Annotated in this window: 10 protein-coding genes; 5 read left to right on the top strand and 5 right to left on the bottom strand. The window is 70.2% G+C overall.

Annotation, left to right across the window (positions count from 1 at the left end; translation table 11 throughout):
- Nucleotides 1–30: 30 nt before the first annotated feature.
- The 3 genes from IIE03_RS10295 to IIE03_RS10285 all read right to left on the bottom strand — a co-directional run bounded on the left by IIE03_RS10295 (nucleotide 31) and on the right by IIE03_RS10285 (nucleotide 6,874).
- Nucleotides 31–1,782, bottom strand: a complete 1,752-nt coding sequence (locus tag IIE03_RS10295; RefSeq protein ID WP_192862660.1) for a lysyl oxidase family protein — start codon at nucleotides 1,780–1,782, stop codon at nucleotides 31–33.
- 115 nt (nucleotides 1,783–1,897) lie between these two features.
- On the bottom strand, nucleotides 1,898–3,478 hold the full coding sequence (locus tag IIE03_RS10290) for an alpha/beta fold hydrolase (RefSeq protein ID WP_192862659.1): 1,581 nt from the start codon (nucleotides 3,476–3,478) through the stop codon (nucleotides 1,898–1,900).
- Between the two features lie 234 nt (nucleotides 3,479–3,712).
- Nucleotides 3,713–6,874 carry an AfsR/SARP family transcriptional regulator gene (locus tag IIE03_RS10285; RefSeq protein WP_225997555.1) on the bottom strand — a complete coding sequence of 1,054 codons (3,162 nt, stop codon included), beginning with the start codon at nucleotides 6,872–6,874 and terminating at the stop codon, nucleotides 3,713–3,715.
- A gap of 208 nt (nucleotides 6,875–7,082) precedes the next feature.
- Between IIE03_RS10285 and IIE03_RS10280 the strand changes: the two genes are divergently transcribed.
- Nucleotides 7,083–11,516: a GDSL-type esterase/lipase family protein gene (locus IIE03_RS10280; protein WP_192862658.1), complete on the top strand. Its 4,434-nt coding sequence runs from the start codon at nucleotides 7,083–7,085 to the stop codon at nucleotides 11,514–11,516.
- Nucleotides 11,517–11,597: 81 nt separating this feature from the next.
- Here the strand turns inward: IIE03_RS10280 and IIE03_RS10275 are convergent, their stop codons facing one another.
- Together IIE03_RS10275 and IIE03_RS10270 are read right to left on the bottom strand one after the other, a co-directional pair.
- Nucleotides 11,598–15,308, bottom strand: coding sequence for a glycosyl hydrolase 115 family protein (locus IIE03_RS10275; protein WP_192862657.1), 3,711 nt, complete (start codon nucleotides 15,306–15,308; stop codon nucleotides 11,598–11,600).
- 163 nt (nucleotides 15,309–15,471) lie between these two features.
- Entirely contained in the window at nucleotides 15,472–16,476 is a 1,005-nt protein-coding gene (locus IIE03_RS10270; RefSeq protein WP_318842911.1) for a LacI family DNA-binding transcriptional regulator, read from the bottom strand.
- Nucleotides 16,477–16,710: 234 nt separating this feature from the next.
- Here IIE03_RS10270 and IIE03_RS10265 point away from each other — a divergent pair, with 234 nt between their 5' ends.
- The 4 genes from IIE03_RS10265 to IIE03_RS10250 all read left to right on the top strand — a co-directional run bounded on the left by IIE03_RS10265 (nucleotide 16,711) and on the right by IIE03_RS10250 (nucleotide 21,266).
- Nucleotides 16,711–17,661, top strand: coding sequence for a carbohydrate ABC transporter permease (locus IIE03_RS10265; RefSeq protein WP_192862656.1), 951 nt, complete (start codon nucleotides 16,711–16,713; stop codon nucleotides 17,659–17,661).
- Entirely contained in the window at nucleotides 17,651–18,562 is a 912-nt protein-coding gene (locus tag IIE03_RS10260) for a carbohydrate ABC transporter permease (protein WP_192862655.1), read from the top strand. Before IIE03_RS10265 ends, IIE03_RS10260 begins: the two co-directional genes overlap by 11 nt.
- A gap of 42 nt (nucleotides 18,563–18,604) precedes the next feature.
- Nucleotides 18,605–19,909, top strand: a complete 1,305-nt coding sequence (locus tag IIE03_RS10255) for an ABC transporter substrate-binding protein (protein ID WP_192862654.1) — start codon at nucleotides 18,605–18,607, stop codon at nucleotides 19,907–19,909.
- 76 nt (nucleotides 19,910–19,985) lie between these two features.
- On the top strand, nucleotides 19,986–21,266 hold the full coding sequence (locus IIE03_RS10250; protein ID WP_192862653.1) for a family 43 glycosylhydrolase: 1,281 nt from the start codon (nucleotides 19,986–19,988) through the stop codon (nucleotides 21,264–21,266).
- The last annotated feature ends 63 nt before the right edge of the window (nucleotides 21,267–21,329 follow it).

The following is a 21,329-nucleotide window of genomic DNA, read 5'->3' as shown; positions in this document are numbered from 1 at the left end:
AACCCGGCGCCGTCGTCGTCCGTCGAACCGTCAGTGCGTGTGCGTGTGGTCGTGCGCGTGCGACGACGTCGAGGCGGTCCCGGCCGTGCGGGCCGTCTCCGTCGCGAACATCAGGTCACCGGTCTCGGTGTCCACGCCGTCGATCTTCGGGACCTTGACCGTGCGCGCGCCCGGCTTGCCCCCGATGACGACCTTCCGCAGGCTTACGTTGTTCTCGTCGGTCACCTCGTGGAGGTTGCCGTCCGGGTTCACCGTGATGCGGATCTTGTAGGTGCCGTTGGGGACGCCGGTGAGGTCGAACGCCTCGGTCTGGTACTGCACGTAGGTGTCACCCCAGCCCACCGGCAGCGACTCGCGCAGCCACGTGGCCTCCTTCCCGCCGCAGGCGCTGTCCAGGCCGATCGACTCGGGCCGCCACGTGGCGTTCTTCACGAGCATGTCCACCGGGTCGGTCGGCACGAGGCACCAGGACTGCTTGCCGCTCGTGGTGACGAGGTCGCCCTTGGGCGTGACCAGCTCGTACTGCGCGAAGTCGAGGAAGTGCCAGTGGTTGTGGCCGGGCGCGGCGTGGTACTTCATGGTGCCCGTCTTCGCGTGCCCGACCTGCTTGCCGTCCTCGTAGAAGAACTGGTAGGCGTCCATGACGGCCTTGTTCGGGCGGCGGAAGCCCTCCACGACCAGCGGGCCGGGGCCGGCGTTCCACTCGTGTGCGTTGAAGGTCAGCCGGTCCTTGCCGCCCTGACGCTCGGTGCCGATCGACCAGGCGGGCTCGGCGACGAGGTCGGGGAGCGTGTCGCCGCCGGGGTTCGCCACCCTCGGGGAGGCGCCCTTCGTGCCCGGCTTCTTGCTCGCCCGCGCCTTGTCGGCCCGCTTGATCTCATCGGCCAGGTAGCGGTTCGGCGTGCGCTCCACGACGCCCGGGTCCTCGATGCCACCGGCCGCGGCCGTCCCCGGCGACACGTCCTGCATCAGCTGGCCGACATCGGCGCCCTCGGCGCTGAAGCCCTCCACGGGTTCGCCCGCGAATCCGTCGTCGTCGCCCCATTCCTCCTCCGCGTTGCGCACGGTGACCTTTTGCGTGAGCGTCCGCTCGTCATCGGGAATTCCGAGCAGCCTGGCCACCGGCTTGGTGATTGCCGTTGTCATCGTGAGCTTGTGTCCGATCTTGACGCCCGCGACGTCGGCGTACGCCTCAATGTTCGCAGCCCATCCCTGGTCGACGCCGAACACCACGGACCGCGTGAACCAGTTGCCGCCGCAGAAGGTCGGGTAGGTGGCCTCTGACGGGCCGTTCGGCGCGACACGCTGGGCGTCGTAGCCGGTGGGGCATAGAGTTCGCTTCTTGTCGAAGAGCTCCTTGCCCTTGGAATTGACGATCCTGACCCGCAGGCCGTTCTTGATCCCGTTCATGCCGTCGACCAGCCTGGCGGGGACGGTGACCGTCTTGCCCTTCTCCCCGCCGTCGACGGTGGTCACGGTCATCACGGGCGTCGCGCCGTACGAGTCGCGCTTGGTGACGAACTCGTAGCCGACCTGCGGCGCGGCGAGATAGCGCGCCGAGTCGATGAAGGCGAACTTCTCACCCGGGTAGGCGTAGGCGTCCACCTTCTTGGGGCCGGTGATCCTCAGGCCGTTGTCGGTCGCGGCCGCGGTGGCGCCGGCCGAGGAGTCCTCGGCCGGCGCAGCGCCCGCGGTCAACTGGGCCGCGGACAGCCCGAGGGTCATCGCTCCGGCCAGGCAGACGGCCGTGAGCCGGCTCCTGGGTGACAATCGCTTCTTCAAGACAACCTCCGGGGTTGAGTGGTGACGCTGTCGTCACTCCCGACGAGGTTGCACGTCAGAAGGTTGTGCGGAACCCGGAATCCCCCCGAACTCCACAACTCCTTGACAATTGCTGTCAGAGGCCTGCGAACGGCAGCCCTGGCAGCTCCTGCCGCGTCGTCGCCGGTTCCGCCGGCCCGAACGGCTGGGCCGCCTCGCAGGCGGCGCCGTCCGTGGCGGTCAGGTTCACCAGGTACTCCGCGATCGCCGCGTGGCCGCAGGGGCTGCCGACGCTGAGGGTCGTGTGACCGTATCCCTCGATCGTCAGGGTGCGGGCGTCCGGCCACAGCGACGCGTACGGCGCGGTGTGGTCGTAGTGGGTTGCCGGGTCGAAGCGCGTGCCGATGACCAGTACCGGAGCGTCGACGGACTGGTGCCATGGTCCGGTCCATGCGTCCTCGTCCTGGAGGGGCATGAACTCGCAGTGGATGCCGAGCCAGCCGCGGGCGAGCCCGAAGTGCGGGTACTGCTCGTTCAGCTCGGCGACCTTGCGGGGGTAGGCCCACGGGTTGCCCGGGGTCTCGGCGTCGGCGCAGAAGGTCGCGAGCTGGGTGCCGACCGAGGGGTAGTCCTCGACGCGCCGGTGGAACCGGGAGAGATCCAGGTCCGTGGCCGCGGTGCGGGAGCGCGCGGTGTCCACGAGCCCGAGCTCGGCGGCGAGGTACGTGTAGAAGTCGGCGACGGGGGCGTAACCGTCCACCCCGTACAAGCTGAAGAACGTGTCGAAGACGAGGGTCGTGTACGTGTACGTCAGGGTCTCCCCGTCGCCGATCGGCACCTCGACCGGCGTGTCCTGGATCGCGGTGAGCACCTGCTCCGCGATCGCGGCAGGGTCGCCGAGCGACGCCGTCGAACAGCCTGCCGGGCCGGCCTCCTCGCACAGGCGCCAGAGCTCGGCGAACGCCTCGTGGGCGCCGCGCGGCTGGAGCAGTCGCGTGTTCACCAGCTCGTCGCTGCCCACGCCGGACCACTCCCGCGGGTCGAGCGGGCCGTCCAGCACCATCGCGCGGACCGAGTCGGGGAAGAGCATGCCGTACGTCGCACCGAGGATCGTGCCGTACGAGTAGCCGACGTAGGTGAGCTCGTCGTCGCCCACCGCCTGCCGGAGCACGTCCATGTCCCGCGCCACGTTCGCCGACGACGCCGTGGAGAACCGGTCCGGCGACGTCGTGGTGCAGGCGAAGCCGAGCTGCGCCGCCTCGAGGATGTACCGCGCCTCCTCCCGCCGCGTCGTCGGGAGCTCGGTGAGCATCCTGGACGTCGCCTCGAACTCGCTCTCCTGGTCCGGGTAGCAGGTCGCCGGGTCGGACTGTCCGACGCCGCGTGGGTCGAACGACACGATGTCGAACCGCTCACGGACGGACGGCTCGAACAACTGCTCTCCGAGCTGGTGCAGGGTGGAGACGCCCTCGCCTCCGGGGCCGCCGAAGTTCACGAACACGCTGCCGATCCGGTTCGCCGGGTCCGTTGCGGGCAGGCGGGTCGCGGCGACCGTCGTCGTCGGGCCGTGCGGACGGTCGTAGTCGCTGGGGACCTCGACGGACGCGCAGTCGAACGCGTCGGCGCCGTCGTCGCAGCTGCCCCAGGCGATCTCGGGGATCGCGGGAGCGTCCCGGGTCGGGGTGGTGGGGCCGGCGGCGCCACCGGGCTGGGCCATGGCGGGAACCGCCGTCGCGGCGAGGAGAAGGGAGGTTGTCAGGGCGATCGCTCGTGCTGTTCGTCTCGTCGTCACCATGGCCTCCACTCCAGCATCGGCCCAGGTGGAGGACAATAAGTCGGGCGGCGGATCTTTCTCCGTCCAAAGGTGGAAGTTCCCTTTTCCGCAGGGTCGCCCGATGGTGCCGGTCGCCGTCACGGCCGGCACGGCTGCCCGGGACGGGGACGCGTCGGGCTACGGGGCGGCCGCCGACAGCTCGCCCAGGCGGGCGTGGACCTCGTCGGCCTCGGGCTTGTCGAGCTCGGCGTAGATGAGGTGGGCCTGCTCGTAGTGCGTCCGGGCCCGGTCGGTGTCGCCGAGGGCGCGGTGCGCGTCCGCGATTCCGGCGTGCGCACGGGCCTGCCGCTGCCGTGAAGCGCCCACCGTGGCGATGGCGAGCGCCTCGGTGTGGAAGCTCAGGGCGGCGACCGGGTCGCCGGTGATCTGGGCGACCTCGCCGAGGCCGTTGATGGAGTCCGCCAGGTCGTTGCGTTCGCCGATCCGCCGGTAGTGGGCGAGCGCCTGCCGGAAGTAGGTGCCGGCGGTCCGGGGCTCACCGAGGCGGAGGTGCAGGGCGCCGAGCGTGTCCAGGGTGTGGGCCCGGTTCATCGGGCTGCCGAGCTCGTCGATGATGGCCAGCGCCTGGTGGACGTGCTCGATGGCCGACGTGTAGCGCCCGAGCTCCATCTCGGCGTTGGCGAGATTGTTCAGGGCGACCGACTCGAGGTTCCGGGCGCCGATGTCCCGCATGATCGCGAGGGTCTGGTGCTCGATCTCGGCCGCCCTCAGGTAGTTGCCCATGCGTTCCTCGACGATGCCGAGATTGATCAGCCCGACCGCCTCGGCCGCGCGATCGCCGTCCCGCCGGGCCAGGGCGATCGCCGCGCGGTGATCCTCGATCGCCTCGTCGTAGCTGCCGAGTCGGCACCTGACGATGCCGCGCCCGCCCAGGGCGCGGGCCTCGCCCGCCGTGTCGCCGATCTCCCGGAACAGGTCCAGTGCTCGCTGGAGATGGTCGATGGCGGGCTCGTACTCGGTCACCCTGGTGTAGCCGGTGCCGAGCTGGAGGAGCGCATAGGCCCGGCCGGTCCGGTCGCCCGTGCGTTCGGCGGCGCGCAGAGCGTAGCCGTTGATGGTGAGGAGGTCCGTGAGGTGCGTGTCTCCGACGTAGCGGTGCAGGATCCGGGCGAGCCCGGAGACGTACGCCGACAGGTGGTGCTCCGCGGCGTGCTCCGCGATCGCGATCACGCAGAACCGTTCGGACTCCAGCCAGCGGCGAGCCGCGTCCGGCCTGCTCAGATCGGGGATCAGGACCCCTGGCGTCGTGGCCTCGGGCCGATGGAGCACGTCGGCGGGATGCAGGGCGTCCATCGCGGAGACCGCCGCGTCCTGGTAGTAGGCGAGAAGCCGTCGCGCTGCCGCCTCGCGCTCCTCGCCGGTGTCCTGGCTGGTGGTCAGGTGGGTTGCGTAGGCGCGCAGGAGGTCGTGCATGGCGTAGCGGTCGGGGCCGGTGCGGTGCAGCAGGTGGGCGTTGACGAGGGCGTCGAGGATGCGGTGGGCGCGTTGGGGGGCGAGGCCGGTGACGGCGGCGGCCACGTAGGGGTCGAGGTCGGGGCCGGGATGCAGGCCCAGGCGCCGGAAGGTGTGGGCGGCCTGTTCGGGCAGGTGCTGGATGGACCACGAGAACACCGCGTGCACGGCCGCGTACGGGTCGCCGCCCGGGTCCAGGAGTTCGAGGCGGTCCTGCCGGTCGGTCAGCTCGGCCACCACCTCGGCCAAGGGGCGCTCCGGGCGGGAGGTGGCCAGCACGGCGGCGACCCGCAGCGCCAGCGGCAGCCGGGCGCACTGCTCGGCCAGGGTCGCGGCCGCCGCGGGCTCGGCCGCCACGCGGTCGCCGATCAGGCGGTGCAGCAGGCCCACCGACTCGCCCGGGGACAGCAGGTCGAGGCGGACCTCGTGGACGCCGTGGACGGCGACCAGTCCGGCCAGGCTGTCCCGGCTGGTGATCACGACGAGTGACGAGCCACCGCCGGGGAGCAGCGGCCGCACCTGGGCCACGCTCCCGGCGTTGTCCAGCACGATCAGCATCCGGCGGCCGGCCAGCTCGCTGCGGTAGCGGGCGGCGCGCTCGTCGTCGTCCAGGGGGATGTCGCGCTCCGGGACGCCGAGCGCGGTCAGGAAACGTGCCAGGGCGTCGGCCGGCCGCATCGGCTGGTCCGGGTCGTAGCCGCGCAGATTCACGTACAGCTGCCCGTCCGGGAACTGATCCGCGACCCGATGGGCCCAGTGCACCGCGAGGGCCGTCTTGCCCACCCCGGCCGTGCCGCTGATCGTGGCGATCACCACCGGCCGCGCCGAACCGCCCGGGCCGGGTGGCGTGAGGTCTTGCCGCGCCGGACCCGCCACCCGACCCCACACCGGACCGGACATCGAACCAGGGCTCGCACCGGACACCGGATCGGACGCCGGACCGGACACGAGCTGGTCCAGCCGCCGGAGGTCGTCGTCGCGCCCGGTGAACCCGGCGACGTCCAGGGGCAGCTGAGCCGGGGTCGGCCGGTCGGACGGGCCCGCCCCGACTGCGCCACCGGGATCCGGGTTCGCGGCACGAGCCGGTGCCGTCAGCCGCGGGTCGTGTCGCAGGATCCGCTGATGCAGGTCGCGAAGTTCGGGACCGGGATCGGTCCCGAGCTCGTCGTCCAGCCGTCGCCGGATCTCCTCGTAGTGCTCCAACGCCTCGGCCTGACGCCCGCACCGGTACAGGGTGAGCATGAGCTGCGCCGCCAGGCGCTCGTCCAGCGGATACGCGGCCGACGCCTCGGTGACGGCGGGCAGCAGGCGCGCGTGCTGCCCGGACCGGAGCACGACCTCATGGTGGTCCAGGACGGCGGAAAGACGCTCGCCCTCCAGAGCGACCGCGACCGACCGCAACCAGTCGCTGTCCAGTCCCGCGAACGGCTCGCCCCGCCACAACCCCAGTGCCTCGGGCCACAGGACGGCCGCGCGGTCGTCGTCCGCGCCTCGGGCCTCGGCCACCAGCGCCCGGAACCGGTGCAGGTCGACGGCGGACTCCTCGGCGCTCAGGACGTAGCCGCCGGACCTGTGCTCCAGGCGAGGCCCGCCGGCGTCACCCAACGCGCTCCGCAGCCGCGAGACATACGTGTGGAGGGTCTGCCGGATACTCCGCGGCGGCCTCGCCCCCCACACCCGGTCGGCGAGCTGGTCGAGCGAGACCATGGCGCCCGGTTCCACCAGCAGTACCGCGAGCACCGCCCGCTGACGCGCAGGACCGAGCGGCACGGCGGCACCGCGCTCGTCGCGGGCGGAGACCTCGCCGAGCAGCTGAAACCAGACCATGTCCACCCACCCTTTCCCGTCGGGCCCCGTGGAAGAGGGTAGGCGACGCCCTGCGTGGCCGGGCCGGAACATCACGGCCAGCCCTGCCCGATCGGGCGTCGCCCGGATCGTTGACAGCAATGGTGATCGATCACTAATCTCGCTGCAGCGCAAATCATGAACGTTCACATTCGCGTCGTCCATCCATGAGGTGCGAGGGAGCACGAGCATGAGAACGAAAGCGACGGGCAGTGCCGTGGCCGTAGGCGCCGTGGTGCTGGCGATGGCCGGCGGGGTCGTAGCCCCGGCGGCGGCGCAGGACGGGCGGGCTCACGCCGAGGTGGCGCTGAAGTCGGCGGGCAGCGGCTTCGACCGCGACCAGGTGCTGCTGGTCGACGGAGAACCCTTCTGGTACAGCGGCATCCAGCTGCGCGCCGACAAGCTGCTGACCCAGATCGGCTACCGGGCGGACGTGCCCATCGAGGAGCACGATCCGTCCGACCCGCAGAAGCGGAGCCTCGAGCAGATCTTCAAGCAGGTGGCCGAGGACGGATACAACACCGTCAACGTCCAGGTGCTGTGGTCCGACCTGCAGAAGGACAAGGTGACGACTCCGGAGCAGACGCAGACGGCCACGATCTCGGCGGACGGTTCGCCGGCCGACCTGACGACGTTCCAGACCGGCTGGGTCGAGGACGACGCCTCGGCGCAGCAGCTCGGCTACGTGCGGTTCGACATCCCGGACGAGGTCGAGAACGTGGACGGGTCGAAGATCCGGCTGTACGTGAACAGCTCCGACCCGCGTCAGGGAGAGTTCCCAGGGACGGGCGGGATGTACTACAGCCACTACCTGAATCTGTACGCTGTACCTTCCGACCGGAACGTCGAGGACCTCACCTGGGACGACGCCGGCCTCGGCGAGATCACCTACGACGGCACGGAGCTGGAGGCGGCGGACGGCTCGGTCATCGAGCCCACCTCGGTGACGCCGAAGTGGGACCGGGTCAAGCGGACGTACTTCTACGACCTCGACGTGACCGACCATGTCGCGCAGGCTCACGCCGCCGGCGAGCAGAGCGTGAGCTTCCTCGTCGCCTCCTCGACGCCGCCGGAGCGCACCGACAAGGCCGCGGTCGCCGCCGAGACGGTGTCCTTCGAGACGGCGGCGTCGACGCGGGACGACAGCGACACCAACAGCCGCTGGCTCAAGCAGCCGCTCCGGCCCCGCATGTTCTTCTCGGACGCGAGGCTGGAGAACATCGACTGGACCTACTACGACAAGCTCGTGCGCTACGCCGAGAAGTACGGGCTGAAGTTCGAGGTGATCTGGTTCGGCTCGGACTCCACCGGATGGGCCTCCGACTACCGCGTGCCGTTCTACGTGTTCCACGACTACCAGATGACCACCGTGGACCAGGACCCCGAGAACGTGCTCTACAACGGCTCGATCGGGACGCCGCTCTTCGAGAAGAAGATCGGCGATCCGAACTCGATGTACACGTTCCTCGGCGACCGCGCGGACCGGGGGCTCATGGAGAAGGAGGGCGACATGCTCCACGCCATCGTGGAGCACACCGCCGGCCTCACCGACGAGAACGGTGAGAACATCGGCGACACGCTGATCGGGGTACAGACCCAGAACGAGCCGCACAACGGCAGGCTCAACGGGACGCCGATCAAGTGGCCGGACAACGACGACGGGCTCGCGACCGACAGCATCTCCCGCTCACCGATCTCGCTCGCGCAGCGCGACCTCTGGCGTACCGAGGGGGATGCCGACCACGGTGGGTATCTCGTGACCAGCGACACCGAGTTCCGCAAGTACCAGACCTGGTACTACAACGACTACCTCAGCAGGCGCGTCAAGGAGAGCTCGCTGCCGGTGTGGACCCGGGTGAACCACCAGCAGAACGCCCCGACGTACATGGTGGACATCAACGAGGCGATGCGAGCGAACCCCGACGTGGGCACGTACCTCGACTCCGTCGGCATCGACACGTACAACGTCTCCGTGGAGCGCATGTACAACATCGGCAACGGGCGGCACCCGTTCAACATCGACAAGGGGGAGAACCTCCCCGTCGTCATGGAGGACGGTATGAACAACACGTACGCCGCGGAGAAGAAGTTCGCGACGGTCGCCGGGGGAGCCCTCCACAACGGCTACAACGCGTGCTCGTTCGACGGTGACGGCCTCTACGACTCGTTCAACCCGGACGACGCCTGCGGCCGGACCGACCGGCCCGCCGACGCGAGAACGGGCGACGGGACGCCGGGAACGATGACCTTCGCGCAGAAGATCGCACGCGTCGCTCTCGTCAACAACCTCTACAACAAGGTCGGCTACGACCTCGCGACCCGGAACACGGACGCGGTCGGCGGCTCGACGCTGAAGTTCTTCGACCCGAAGGGCGTGGCCCCGCAGGGCGAGGAGGTCGAGCAGTCGATCCGGTCGGTGAACATCTCCTACGCCGTCGTCAGCGATCCGGACGGCTTCGACACGAACTCCCGCGGCTTCGCCATCGAGCGCGCGGCCGACGAGGTCGCCCTGGGCACGACCGAGGAGACGACGTTCCGCCTGTCCGGCCTCGCCGGCGACGTCGCGAGCGTCGAGCTCGGCACCTATGACGCCGACGCGAGCGACGGGGACGTCACGACCGGCAACGCCCGGACGGACAACACCTGGACGAAGCTGGGCGACGCCGTGACCTCCACGGACGGCGACGACCTCGTCGTCACCGTCCCGGCGGGCGACGTCGCACGGGTGCTGACCACCTCCGACATCCCGCCGGCCGTGGCCGAGTACCGCTTCGAGGCCGAGTCGTCGAGCCCGGTCGCCAACCAGCCGATCGAGACGTGGGACGACGGCGCGTCGGGCGGCGCCTGGAACAAGCTGCTCGCGACCGCCGTCGGCGACTACATCGAGTACACCCTCGACGTGCCCCGGGCGGGGACCTACGAGCTGCGCACCACGTACCGGACGGCGAGCATCCGCGGCATCGCGCAGGCCTCCGTCGACGGCGTCGACCTGGGGGAGCCCTACGACCTGTACGCCGAGACCGCGGCGTTCCCGTCGGTCACGGCCGGCACGATCACCGTGGCCGAGCCCGGCCCGATCACCCTCCGGTACACGGTGGCCGGCAAGAACCCGGCGAGCAGCGGCTACGGTCTGGGCGTGGACGTGATCACGCTGCGCGAGGTGGCCGAGGCGACCGAGGCGACCACCGTGCTGCTGTCGGAGTCGTTCGACTCCCCGGCGGCCGTGCCCGCCTTCGGCTTCGATCGTGACGCGGCGATCGCCGACGGCGTGCTACGCCTCACCAACGGTCTGTCGAACGAGGGCGTCGCCGTGAAGAAGTTCGCTCCCGTGGTCGCGCGCGACTCGCTGGCCGACGTCTCGTTCGACTGGTCGTACCACGGCGAGTCGAACTCCAAGGGCGGACTCGAGTTCCGCGATCGCTACGGCCGCCTCGTCTTCGCCCTGCAGGGCGCGACGAAGACGGACGGCACGCGGGAGCTGCGGTACTCGACCACCTCGACCGACTCCGACTCCACGAGCTCGAAGTACGCGGTCGAACCCACCTGGCGGTCCGTGCCGCTGACCGTCGGTCACACGTACCAGGTACGTGTGCGGGCCGACTTCGCCGCGGGCACGGTGAGCTACCGGATCTCGGACGGCTCGGCGACGCTCGTCGAGAACACCGGCGTGCCCCTCCGTGCGGCGCAACTGCACCGGATCGTCGCGACGAGCGCGTACCGGACGACGACGAACGCCCAGGAGGTCGACGACCTGGTCATCCGCGGCCGCGGGGATGCGACCCCGGCGGCACTGAGCGGATCCACGATGTACACGTTCGGCGACAGCATCATCGCGGGACACATGTACCGCCGTGCCGGGGTCGGTGAGTTCGTCGCCGATCAGGAGCAGATGACGGTCCGCAAGTTCGCCGTCAACGGTGCCTCGGTGATCGACGACGCCAACGACATCGCGGCCCAGGTGCAGGCGGCGCCGAGCGAGGACCCCGACTACGTCCTCTTCGACGGCGGCACCAACGACGCGTACCCCGAGACGCTCGACAAGCTCGGCACGGTCACCGAGGGCTTCGACGGCCCGTTCGACACCACCACGTTCGCGGGAGCCTTCGAGGACCTCATCGCCCGGCTGAAGGCCAAGTACCCGACGGCCGACGTCGTCTACCTCGCCGTCGCCAAGCTCGGCGCCCGCGACGTCGCGGTCCAGGAGACGTTGCGAGACCTCGAGCTGGAGATCCTCGCCAAGTGGGACGTCCCCGTGGCCGACGTGTACACGAGCGGGCTGGACACGACCGACGACGACATGCGCGTCACCTACTCCTTCGACTCCCTCCAGCCCGACAACGGCCTGCCGGGAACGGCCGAGACCACCGGATCGTGGGACTCCGGGAACCGCCCCAGCGGAACCCATCCCAACTTCCCCGCGATCGAGGAGTTCTACGCGCCGATCGTGTCGCAGGCGCTCCTCGACGTCGCCGCGTCGGCGGAAGCGGAGGACGGCGCCGACGCTCCCGGCGCCGACGCTCCTGTCGGTGCTCGCTGCACCGACGGGACGCTGATGCTCCCGGCGGCGGCCGGCGACGCGCGTCCGGTCGCCCGCGGGCTCCCGCACTCCGCCAGGCCCTGCTGACGCTCCGCGCCACGAGTGAGCCGCCCGCGCGTGAACCTGCGCGCGGGCGGCTCACCCGCCTACCGGACGGTGGCCACGCGCCTACCGGACGACGGCCGCGTCGGCGTCGAGTGCGGTGTGGGTGCTCGCGGTGCGAGGGCTCGGCCGCCACCCCGCGTCGATCGGCGGCAGTTCGTCGCCGGTGGTGAGGTAGAGGCGATCGACGCGCAGCCCCGACTTGCGCGCGAGCACCGACAGGATGTGGCGGCCCGCGGTGATCTCCAGATCGGAGACCAGCGCCCACAGCCAGACCTGCCGGGTGCCGTAGGTGCACATCTCCCCACCGGAGAACTGCTCGGACGCCGGTTGCACGGCGCCGTCGAGCGCGATGAGGCAGGCGTCGTCGGTGCGGTCGTCGTACTTCACGAGCAGCCAGACGTGGTAGCGGCCGGGCGTCGCGACGTCGAGCGCGAAGTGCATGCCGGGCGCCGTCTCCGGATCCTCCCACCGCAGGCCGCGCGGCACGACGTGCATCGCCAGGCCGGTACGGCCGTCTGTCTCGGCCTGTGTGTGCGTCCACGTGAGCTCGTGCGGGTCGTCGGCGGGAGAGGTCCATGCGCCGGCGTCCTGCGCGAGGACGTACTCCGCCTCGATGGCGACGCGTCCACCGCGCTCGGCGACCGCGCCGGAGCCGAGTCCGGCGACCACGTCCTTGCCGCCGCCGGCGTACGTCCGGTGCCGCGCGGGGCCGAGCGCCGTCTGCAGCACGACCTGGTTACGGCGGAACGTCGTGTCCCCGTCCCAGAACCCGGGGCCGGCGTAGACCTGCGGGGGCGGCGGGACGACCGCGGGATCGGTCCGGTAGAACTCCCGTGCCGCGTGCTCGACGGCGGGCAGCCGGGGATCGGCGGGATCGGACGGCGACACGCGCGGCGTCGTGGCACCGACGGGCGTCGTGGTGTCGTCCTGCGCCGTCGTGACGTGGGCGCTGAAGTCCGGGCCCAGCGCCGTCGGCCTGATGTCCGAGGTGTAGATCACGAGCTTCGACACGGTCACGTCCTCGTCGATCACGTGCAGGCGCAGCACGTGCGCCCCCTCGCCGAGGTGGGGGAGCCGGACGGTCAGCCGCTCGACGTTGTCCTGGATGCCGCGCTCCCAGTCGCCGCGGTGCTCGTCGGTGATCGGGCTCGACACGACCGTGGGGGAGTGTCCGTCGACGCCGACGCCCACACGGATGGTGCCCGTTGCGTTCAGCGTGGGCAGGCGATGGAGCTCGAGGAGGTGGGCGCCCGCGGTGCGCAGGTGGAAGCGGTGCTCCAGCCGGGCGGGCTCGCCGTCGTCCCCGGGCGTCGTGCGACGCGCCTCGACCGCGGCGTTCCCGTACCGTCCCAGGTGCGGCACGACGGCCCACGCCGAGCCGGTGCCGTCGACGACGGCGTCGGCTCGGGACGGGTCCAGGCTGACCCAACCGTCCGCCTCGACCGCGCCGGTGAAGCCGTCCTCGAGCGCCGGGGCGGAGGCGACCGCGACCGTGACGGTCACCTCGTCGCCCGTGTCGGGGCGGCGGACCCGCACGGTGCCCGAGCGTCCGGCCTCCTGGGCGGGGGCGGGGACCCGCACGGCGATCCGCTGCTCGGTGCGGGTCGCGCCCGATCGGGGCGACACCTCGATCCACGGATCGGCGTCGATCGTCCAGGCGAGTTCGCCGCCGCCGGTGTTGAAGACGTCGATCCACTTGTCGGTCACGCCGTGCGGCCAGAACGTCAGCGCGGGCGCCGGCGAGGGCAGGTCGTCGCCCCACACGGCGACCCCGAGGCCGGGCGCGTCGTCGAGGCGCAGCGCCGGCGTGGCCGGGGGATGGAGCGGCATGACCGGGGGTGGGAAGTCCTCGGGCGTGAACATCCCGTCCCACGCGCCGTCCGACATCGTGCGGTTGTAGTAGTGGATGAGCGCGCGCTTGTACTCGTCGAACCGGCGCGAGACCTCGAGATGGTGGTCGGCGGCCGCGAGTCGCCCCTGGCGGTGGGCGAGGGTGCTGCGATCCGCATGGGCGAACTGGGCGTTCAGGAGGTACGCCATGTGGATCTTCACCGCGAACAGCTGGAAGAAGGCGTCGCGCTGCTCCGGTGGCAGCGCCGCGAGGATGTCGTTCGTGCGGTCGAACAGGTCGCGCAGCGCATCCAGACGCCGCTGCGACTCGTCGCCGTACGCGGTCTGGGAGAACACGCCGGACGTGAGGTGCTCGATCTTGCGCTGGTTGTTCAGCTGGTAGTAGGCGGTAGAAATGGCTGCGGCGGCGCGCCCGTGCCCGCCGGTGAACTTCTCGTCGATCCAGGCCGCCGTGAACTCCTGGACGTCCGCGGTGCGCGACTCCTTGCCCGCCTCCCACGCACTGCGCAGGAAGAACTCCGTCTCGAGCTCGAGCGGCTTGAGCCCGCCGATGTTGTCGACCCACAGCGTGCGGATGCCGCGCTGCCATGCCTTGCGCAGTTCGGACTTCATCAGTGCCGGCGGTGTCGAGGACGTGGCCAGATAGCTCGTGGTCATGTTCGACCAGTACGACGAGTGGTAGTAGAGGCCGTGTCCGCCGGACCGTGCCCGCTCCGCCTCCGACGGGAACCGGCGGATGTAGCCGAAGTTGTCGTTGGTCCACACCAGCGTCACGTCGTCGGGGACCTGGAGGCCGGCGTCGTACAGCGGCAGGACCTCCTTGTAGGGGACGAACAACTGCGGAGGCGAGGCCGGATCCGTCTGCAGGACGTCGCCGAGGAGGGAGCGCTGGTCGTCGATGACGGTCTGCAGCAGCTCGACGCGCGCGCGGAACTTCTGCTCGTCGTCGAGCGAGTCGTCCCCGTCGATGGCCGCGGTCCGGAAGCCGGTGTCGTGCACGCCGCGCATCCCGACGGTCCACGTGACCTCGTAGTCGCGATTCTGCTCGACGCTGCCGCGCCAGTACTCGCGGAGCTTCTCGCGGTTGCGTCCCGGCAGGGAGTAGTCGTACTCGACCGGCTCCGGCTGCCGTGCGGCCCACGGCCGGAACTCGTGCTCGTTGCTGCGCAGCAGCATGTCGCAGTGGCTGGTCCCGATCACCACGCCCATCTCCTCGGCGAGGCGGCCGTTCTCCGGATCGTGGTTGAACGCGCCCACGTGCATCGCGGGCCACAGGTAGTTGCCCTTGAGGCGCAGGATCAGCTCGTACACGCGCCGGTAGGTCTCGGGGCCGATCGTGCCGTCGCCGGTGTGGGCGCGCGCCCAGTGGAACAACTCCTCCTCGTCGTTCAGGAACACGCCCCGGTACTGCACCGACGGCCAGTCGGCGTGGTGCGTGCCAGGGGCGACCGTGACGTGGTCACGGCGTCGTGGCTCCACCTTCCCCCACCAGTGCCACGGCGACACCCCGACGCTCTCGGCGAAGTCGTAGATCGCGTAGATCGTGCCGCGCCGGTCGGATCCCACCAGGTAGAGCACGTCGTCGCGCACCGTGACGAGGAAGGCCTCCCAGCGCGGTGCTCCGTCGCGGTCGCGCAGCGCGGCGACGTCGATGGTGCCGTCCGCCACCGCGGCGTCCACGGCCGCCGATCGCCCCAGCGTGCCCACGACGACGCGTGCGGACGAGGGGTGGTCGACGACGGTCGCGCGGGCACCGCAGACGGTGGCGAGATCGGCCGCGAGATCCTCCGCAGCCCGGTGAACTGCGGCGGTCTCGGCCCCGTCGACGGCGATTCCGACGGCGTGCCCGCGCTCGGCGACGGTCACGCCGCCGCCGGCGTCGTCCATCAGGTACCCGCGCGAGGAAGAAGAAGGAGGGATCATGGCCTGCTTTCAGGTGCTTCGCCCGCAGCGGGCGACCGTGACGGGTCGTCGACAGGAAAAGTGTGATCGTTCACTATAGCGTAGTGATCGATCACGTTTTGTGTCAATCGCGGTGGATCGGGCGCGTGCGGGCACGCGCGCGGGGCAACGCCCGCGCAGGTTGTCAGCGCGGCGCGGCCGTCGACTCGCGCCAGATGATCCGGTTCAGGGGCTCGTCGTCGAGCCGTGGCTCCTCGTCGCGGAGGGTCGCGATGAGGCGCGTCATCGCGCGTGCGCCGATCTGCTCGAGGTTGACGTCGACGGTCGTCAGCGACGGCGTCATGAACAGGCCGATCTGGTTGTTGTCCCAGCCGGTGACGCTCACGTCTCCCGGGACGTCCCAGCCGCGCTCGACGGCTCCGCGCATGACGCCCGCCGCGACCAGGTCGTTGGCCGCGATGATGGCGGTCGGGGCGCCGCGGGCCGGCAGGGAGCGCACGGCCTCGATGCCGGATTCGCCGGTCCAGTCGCCCTCGTGGACGCCGACGTTCTCGAGCCTCAGGCGCTCCACCGACTCGCGGAACACCTCGGCACGCGCGCGGGCGGACGCGAACTGCGCCGAACCGCTGACGTGGAAGAAGCGCCGGTGCCCGAGTTCGGCGAGGTGCGTGACCATCTCGGTCACCGGGGCCGCGTCCGCCAGCACGCCGATGCTGCGCATCTCGTCGTCGAAGTCCTCCGAGACGACGACGGGGATGTCGGAGGCCAGTTCCTCGATCCGGGCGCCGTGCACGGGGGACAGGGAGACGATGCCGTCCACCTGGCGCGTGTCCGCGAGCTCCAGGATGCGATCCGTGCGCGCGGCGGCGCCGCCCTCCGGGCTGATCACCTCGACGCTGTAGCCGGCCTCGTGCGCGGCCGAGGTGGCGCCGGCGAGCATGCGCGCGGGGTTGAACGCCGGCGTCGGGATCAGGACCGCGACCCGGCCCGTGGTCCGGGTGCGCATGGAGCGCGCCAGCAGGTTCGGGCGGTAGTTCAGCTCGTCGATCGCGGCCTCCACCCGCTCGCGGGTGACGGGCTTGAGGCCCTCGCCGTTGAACTTCAGGTACCGCGACACCGTCTGGTGCGAGACACCCGCCAGGCGCGCGACCTCCATGATCGTGGCTCGCCGCGTCGAAGATCGTGTCACGTCGCTCCCTGTCCTCATCGCTTCTCGGTCGGCCTTCTCATCGCTCATGTTGACACACGTGGTGATCGTTCACTAAGTTGACCGGCAACCTGATTAGTGAACGATCACTAGTCGCGCTGATCCGACGGAGTATCACGTGTCGAACCTTATGCCAGCCTCCGCCGTACCCGCGGCATTTCTGCCTGTTCCCGCGGCGCCCGAGCTCGCGGCCCGGTCCAGGGACGCCGGACGCTGATGGCCGTCGTCGAGGAGTTCCGGCATCTGCGCGACGCACGCGGCACGCGCGGCCCCCGCCGCCGGCGCACGGACGCGGAGCGCAAGGAGGAGCGCGCGGCGTGGAGTTTCCTGTTCCCCTGGTTCGTCGGCATGGTCCTGATCACCCTGGGCCCGATGATCGCCTCGCTGGTGCTCTCGTTCACCGACTACAACCTGCTGCGTGAACCGTCGTGGGTCGGAGTGGAGAACTACGAGCGGATGCTCGGCGACGCCCGGCTGCACAAGTCGCTCGGCGTGACCTTCACCTACGTCCTGGTCGGTGTTCCGCTGCAGCTCGCGACCGCGCTGTTCCTCGCCATGGTGCTCAACCGCGGCCTCAAGGGGCTGGCGTTCTACCGCTCCGTCTACTACCTGCCCTCGCTGCTCGGCGGATCCGTCGCGATCGCGGTGCTCTGGAAGCAGCTCTTCGGCGTCAACGGCCTGATCAACCAGGTGCTGGGCTTCTTCGGCGTCACCGGCCCGGGCTGGATCTCGAACCCGGAGACGGCCCTGGGCACGCTCGTCCTGCTGCACGTGTGGACGTTCGGCTCGTCGATGGTCATCTTCCTCGCCGGGCTCCGGCAGATCCCCGACATGTACTACGAGGCGTCGGCGATCGACGGTGCCGGCCGCTGGCGGCAGTTCCGCAGCATCACGATCCCGCTGCTGACCCCGGTGATCTTCTTCAACCTCGTGCTGCAGATCATCAACGCCTTCCAGTCCTTCACCCAGGCGTTCGTGGTCAGCGGCGGCACCGGGGGGCCGGTCGACTCCACGCTCTTCTACACGCTGTACCTCTACCAGCGCGGCTTCACCGACTACCAGATGGGGTACGCGTCCGCGATGGCCTGGCTGCTCCTCCTCATCATCGGGGCCTTCACCGCGATCAACTTCCTCGTCTCGAAGTATTGGGTCCACTATGACGACTGACGTCAAGAACACCGGCAGCGTGGTCGCGCCCCGTCGTGCGCCCGGAGAAAGCCTGCGGCAGGGACGACGGCGGCGGGGCGGGGTGCGCAAGGTCCTCCAGCACGCGTTGCTGGTCGTCGTCGGCGTCCTGATGATCTACCCGCTGCTGTGGATGCTGGTCGGATCCTTCAAGCCGAACGACCTGATCTTCCTCAGCCCCGGCCTGATTCCCGAGGAGATCACGCTCGAGCACTACACCAACGGCTGGAACGGGCTCACCTACCCCTTCGGGCGGTACATCCTGAACTCGGCGATCATCGTTCTCGGCGCCCTGATCGGAAACCTGGTGTCGTGCACCACGGCCGCCTACGCGTTCGCGCGGCTGAGCTTCCGGGCGAAGCCGGTCCTGTTCTCGGCCATGCTGCTCACGCTCATGCTGCCGATCCACGTGCTCATCGTGCCGCAGTACATCATGTTCACGTCGATCGGCTGGGTGAACACCTTCCTCCCGCTCATCGTCCCGAAGTTCCTGGCCGTCGACGCGTTCTTCGTGTTCCTGATGGTGCAGTTCTTCCGCGGCATCCCCAGGGAGCTCGAGGAGGCGGCGCGCATCGACGGCGCGGGCTACTGGCGTACCTTCCTCCAGGTGATGCTCCCCCTCACGGTCCCGGCGCTCGCCACGACCGCGATCTTCACCTTCATCTGGACGTGGAGCGACTTCTACACGCAACTGGTGTTCCTCACCAAGCCCGAGACGCAGACCGTCTCCGTCGCGCTGCGGAACTTCGTCGACGCCACGTCCGAGTCCAACTGGGGCGCGCTCTTCGCGATGTCGGTCGTCACGCTGATCCCGCTCTTCGTGGTCTTTCTCGTCGGTCAGCGATTCCTGGTCAAGGGCATCGCGACGACGGGCCTCAAGTAGACATGCCGGCCCTTCCGGCCGGCGTCAGGAAAGGAATACAGAGTGTCACGGAACAACATGCAACGAGGCATCCGGGCGGCGGCGCTCCTGACCAGCGTCTCCCTGGCGCTCGCCGGGTGCGCCGGCGGCGACGAGGGGACCGGCGAGGGTGGCGACGACGGGCAGGTCACCCTGCGCTTCGCGTGGTGGGGAGTCGACTCCCGGCACGCCATGACCGAGGAGATGATCGACCTCTTCGAGGAGCAGAACCCGGACATCACGGTCGAGACCGAGCCCGGTACCTGGGACGCGTACTGGGATGCGCTGGCCACGAAGGCCGCGACCGGCGAGATGCCCGACGTCGTCCAGACGGTCGACCCCTACGTGCTCGAGTACGGCCGCAACGGCCAGCTCGCCGATCTCACGCAGTTCGGCGACGTGCTCGACCTGTCCCCCTACGGCGAGGCGATCCTCACCGACAGCTCCGAGGACGGCAAGGTCTGGGGCGTGCCCGGCGGCCTCACGACCTACTCGGTCTGGACGAACCCCGACGTGGTCGAGGAGGCGGGCCTCGAGATGCCCGACGACGACACGTGGTCGTGGGAGGACTACGCCGAGCTCACGACGGAGGTCCCCGAGGCCGTGCCGGACGCGGTGGGCTCGGGCCAGATGTCGTTCTACGCGGAGCCCTTCACCCTCTTCGCCCGCCAGCACGGCGAGCAGTTGTGGAGCGACGACGGCGGGCTGGGCTTCAGCAAGGAAACCCTCGTCGAGTGGTGGGAGTACGTCGCCGACCTCACGGAGAGTGGCGGCATGCTGTCGCCCGAGCGCTCGATCGAGGAGAACACCCACGACGGCGACGCGTTCGCGCGGGGCGAGATGGCGTTCAAGCCGGGGTGGGCGACCCAGCTCGGCCAGGTCGGCGCGCTCAACGACGAGGTCGACCTGCAGCTGCTGCGCATGCCGGGGGAGGACGGCGCGGAGGCGCGCGGCGACTGGGTGAAGCCGTCGATGCACTACTCCATCGCGGAGAGCTCCGAGCACAAGGAGGCCGCGGCGAGGCTGATCGACTTCATCGTCAACTCGCCGGAGGCGGGCGCGATCCTCGGCGCGGACCGCGGCCTGCCGCCGAACCCCGAGGTGCTCGCCGAGATCCAGGGCGACCTGGGCGTGGCCGACCAGAAGGCCGCGGCCTACCTCGCCGAGCGGCTCGCGGAGCCGGAGAACCCGCGTCCGCTGCCCCCCGAGGGGGCGAGCGAGATCAACGCCATCTTCCTGCGCCTCTCGCAGGAGGTCCTGTACGGCAACCTGTCACCCGACGCGGCGGCCGACCAGCTCATCGCCGAGACCGAGGCGGCCATCGGCTGACCTGCCCCCTCACGAACACGTGGTGCCGGGGTCCCGGATCCCGGCACCACACCCTGACAGGAAGGCTGATCCCCGCATGACCGGCAGCCCGGACGAGGCCCTGATCGTCAACGGCGTCCCCTGGTTCGACACCGACGGCCGTCCCGTCAACGCGCACGGCGCGTGCATCGTCGAGGAGGGCGGCGCGTACTACCTCTTCGGCGAGTACAGATCCGACGACTTCAACGCCTTCATCGGGTTCAGCTGCTACTCCTCCACGGACCTGGTCACCTGGAAGTTCGAGCGGATCGTGCTGCCGCAGCAGCCCGGCGGGCTGCTCGGGCCGGATCGCCTCGGCGAGCGCGTCAAGGTGATGCGGTGCCCGTCCACCGGCCGGTTCATGATGTACATGCACACCGACGACCGCACCCACACCGACGCCTGGATCGGCCTGGCCAGCTGCGACTCGATCGCCGGGGAATACACGTTCCACGGCGCGCTGCCCTTCGAGGGAGCACCGCTGCCCGGCTGGGACATGGGCACCTTCCAGGACGCCGACGGTACCGGCTACCTGCTGCTGCACGAGGGCGACGTCTTCCGGCTGAGCGACGACTACACGCACGCCGAGGAGAAGGTCGTCTCGGGAGTCGCCGAGGGCGGCGAGTCCCCCGCGATGCTCACGCACGACGGAACCTACTTCCTGCTGTTCTCGAACAAGACGAGCTGGGAGAGGAACGACAACTACTACCTCTCCGCCCCCGCGATCACCGGGCCGTGGACGTCTCGCGGACTCCTCGCGCCCGCCGGGTCCCTCACGTTCAACTCGCAGTGCACCTTCGTGCTCGACCTGCGCCTCGACGGCGCCGTCGTCCACCTGTACATGGGCGACCGCTGGTCGTTCCCGCGTCAGGGATCGGCGGCCACGTACGTGTGGCAACCCCTCACGGTCGACGGCGACACGCTGACGCTGGGCTCCTACCTGCCGTCCTGGTCGCCGCGGACCGGCGCGCCGGCCGACCTGGCGGGCCGGGCCGCGCCGCTGGCGTTCCGGAGCAATCGTGCCGGGAATGCCGCCGAGGCCGTCTTCACGGGCCACCGCGTGGCCGTGGTGGGCGACTCGGACGAGCGGGGCGGCTACGGGCGGGTCGAGATCCTGGACGGAGAGCGGGGACAGGTGCTGCATTCCCTGCTGGTCGACTTCTACAGCAAGGCTCCCGACCACGGCCTGCGCTACGTCAGCCCGCCGCTGCCCGCCGGGCGCAAGGTCGTCCGGGTCACCGCCACCGGAACGTACCCGGAGTGGTTCGACAAGGCGCGCCACCGCTACGGGGCACTCGACGCGTTCGTGACGACGACGGAGGTCATCGACCTCGGCTGAGCGGGCGACGGGCCCGCCGCCCCGGCCGGCGAGAACAGTTCTCCGATAATGTCGGACGCGCAG

It is taken from the genome of Myceligenerans pegani (assembly GCF_014892515.1).
Classification (GTDB): domain Bacteria; phylum Actinomycetota; class Actinomycetes; order Actinomycetales; family Cellulomonadaceae; genus Myceligenerans; species Myceligenerans pegani.
This window is presented reverse-complemented; position numbering and strand designations above follow the sequence as displayed.

Coding starts and splice junctions, on each gene's coding strand:
- IIE03_RS10290 (WP_192862659.1), bottom strand. CDS start 3,478: ATGGCCCAGCCCGGTGGCGCCGCCGGCCCCACCACCCCGACCCGGGAC.
- IIE03_RS10285 (WP_225997555.1), bottom strand. CDS start 6,874: ATGGTCTGGTTTCAGCTGCTCGGCGAGGTCTCCGCCCGCGACGAGCGC.
- IIE03_RS10280 (WP_192862658.1), top strand. CDS start 7,083: ATGAGAACGAAAGCGACGGGCAGTGCCGTGGCCGTAGGCGCCGTGGTG.
- IIE03_RS10275 (WP_192862657.1), bottom strand. CDS start 15,308: ATGATCCCTCCTTCTTCTTCCTCGCGCGGGTACCTGATGGACGACGCC.
- IIE03_RS10265 (WP_192862656.1), top strand. CDS start 16,711: ATGGCCGTCGTCGAGGAGTTCCGGCATCTGCGCGACGCACGCGGCACG.
- IIE03_RS10260 (WP_192862655.1), top strand. CDS start 17,651: ATGACGACTGACGTCAAGAACACCGGCAGCGTGGTCGCGCCCCGTCGT.
- IIE03_RS10250 (WP_192862653.1), top strand. CDS start 19,986: ATGACCGGCAGCCCGGACGAGGCCCTGATCGTCAACGGCGTCCCCTGG.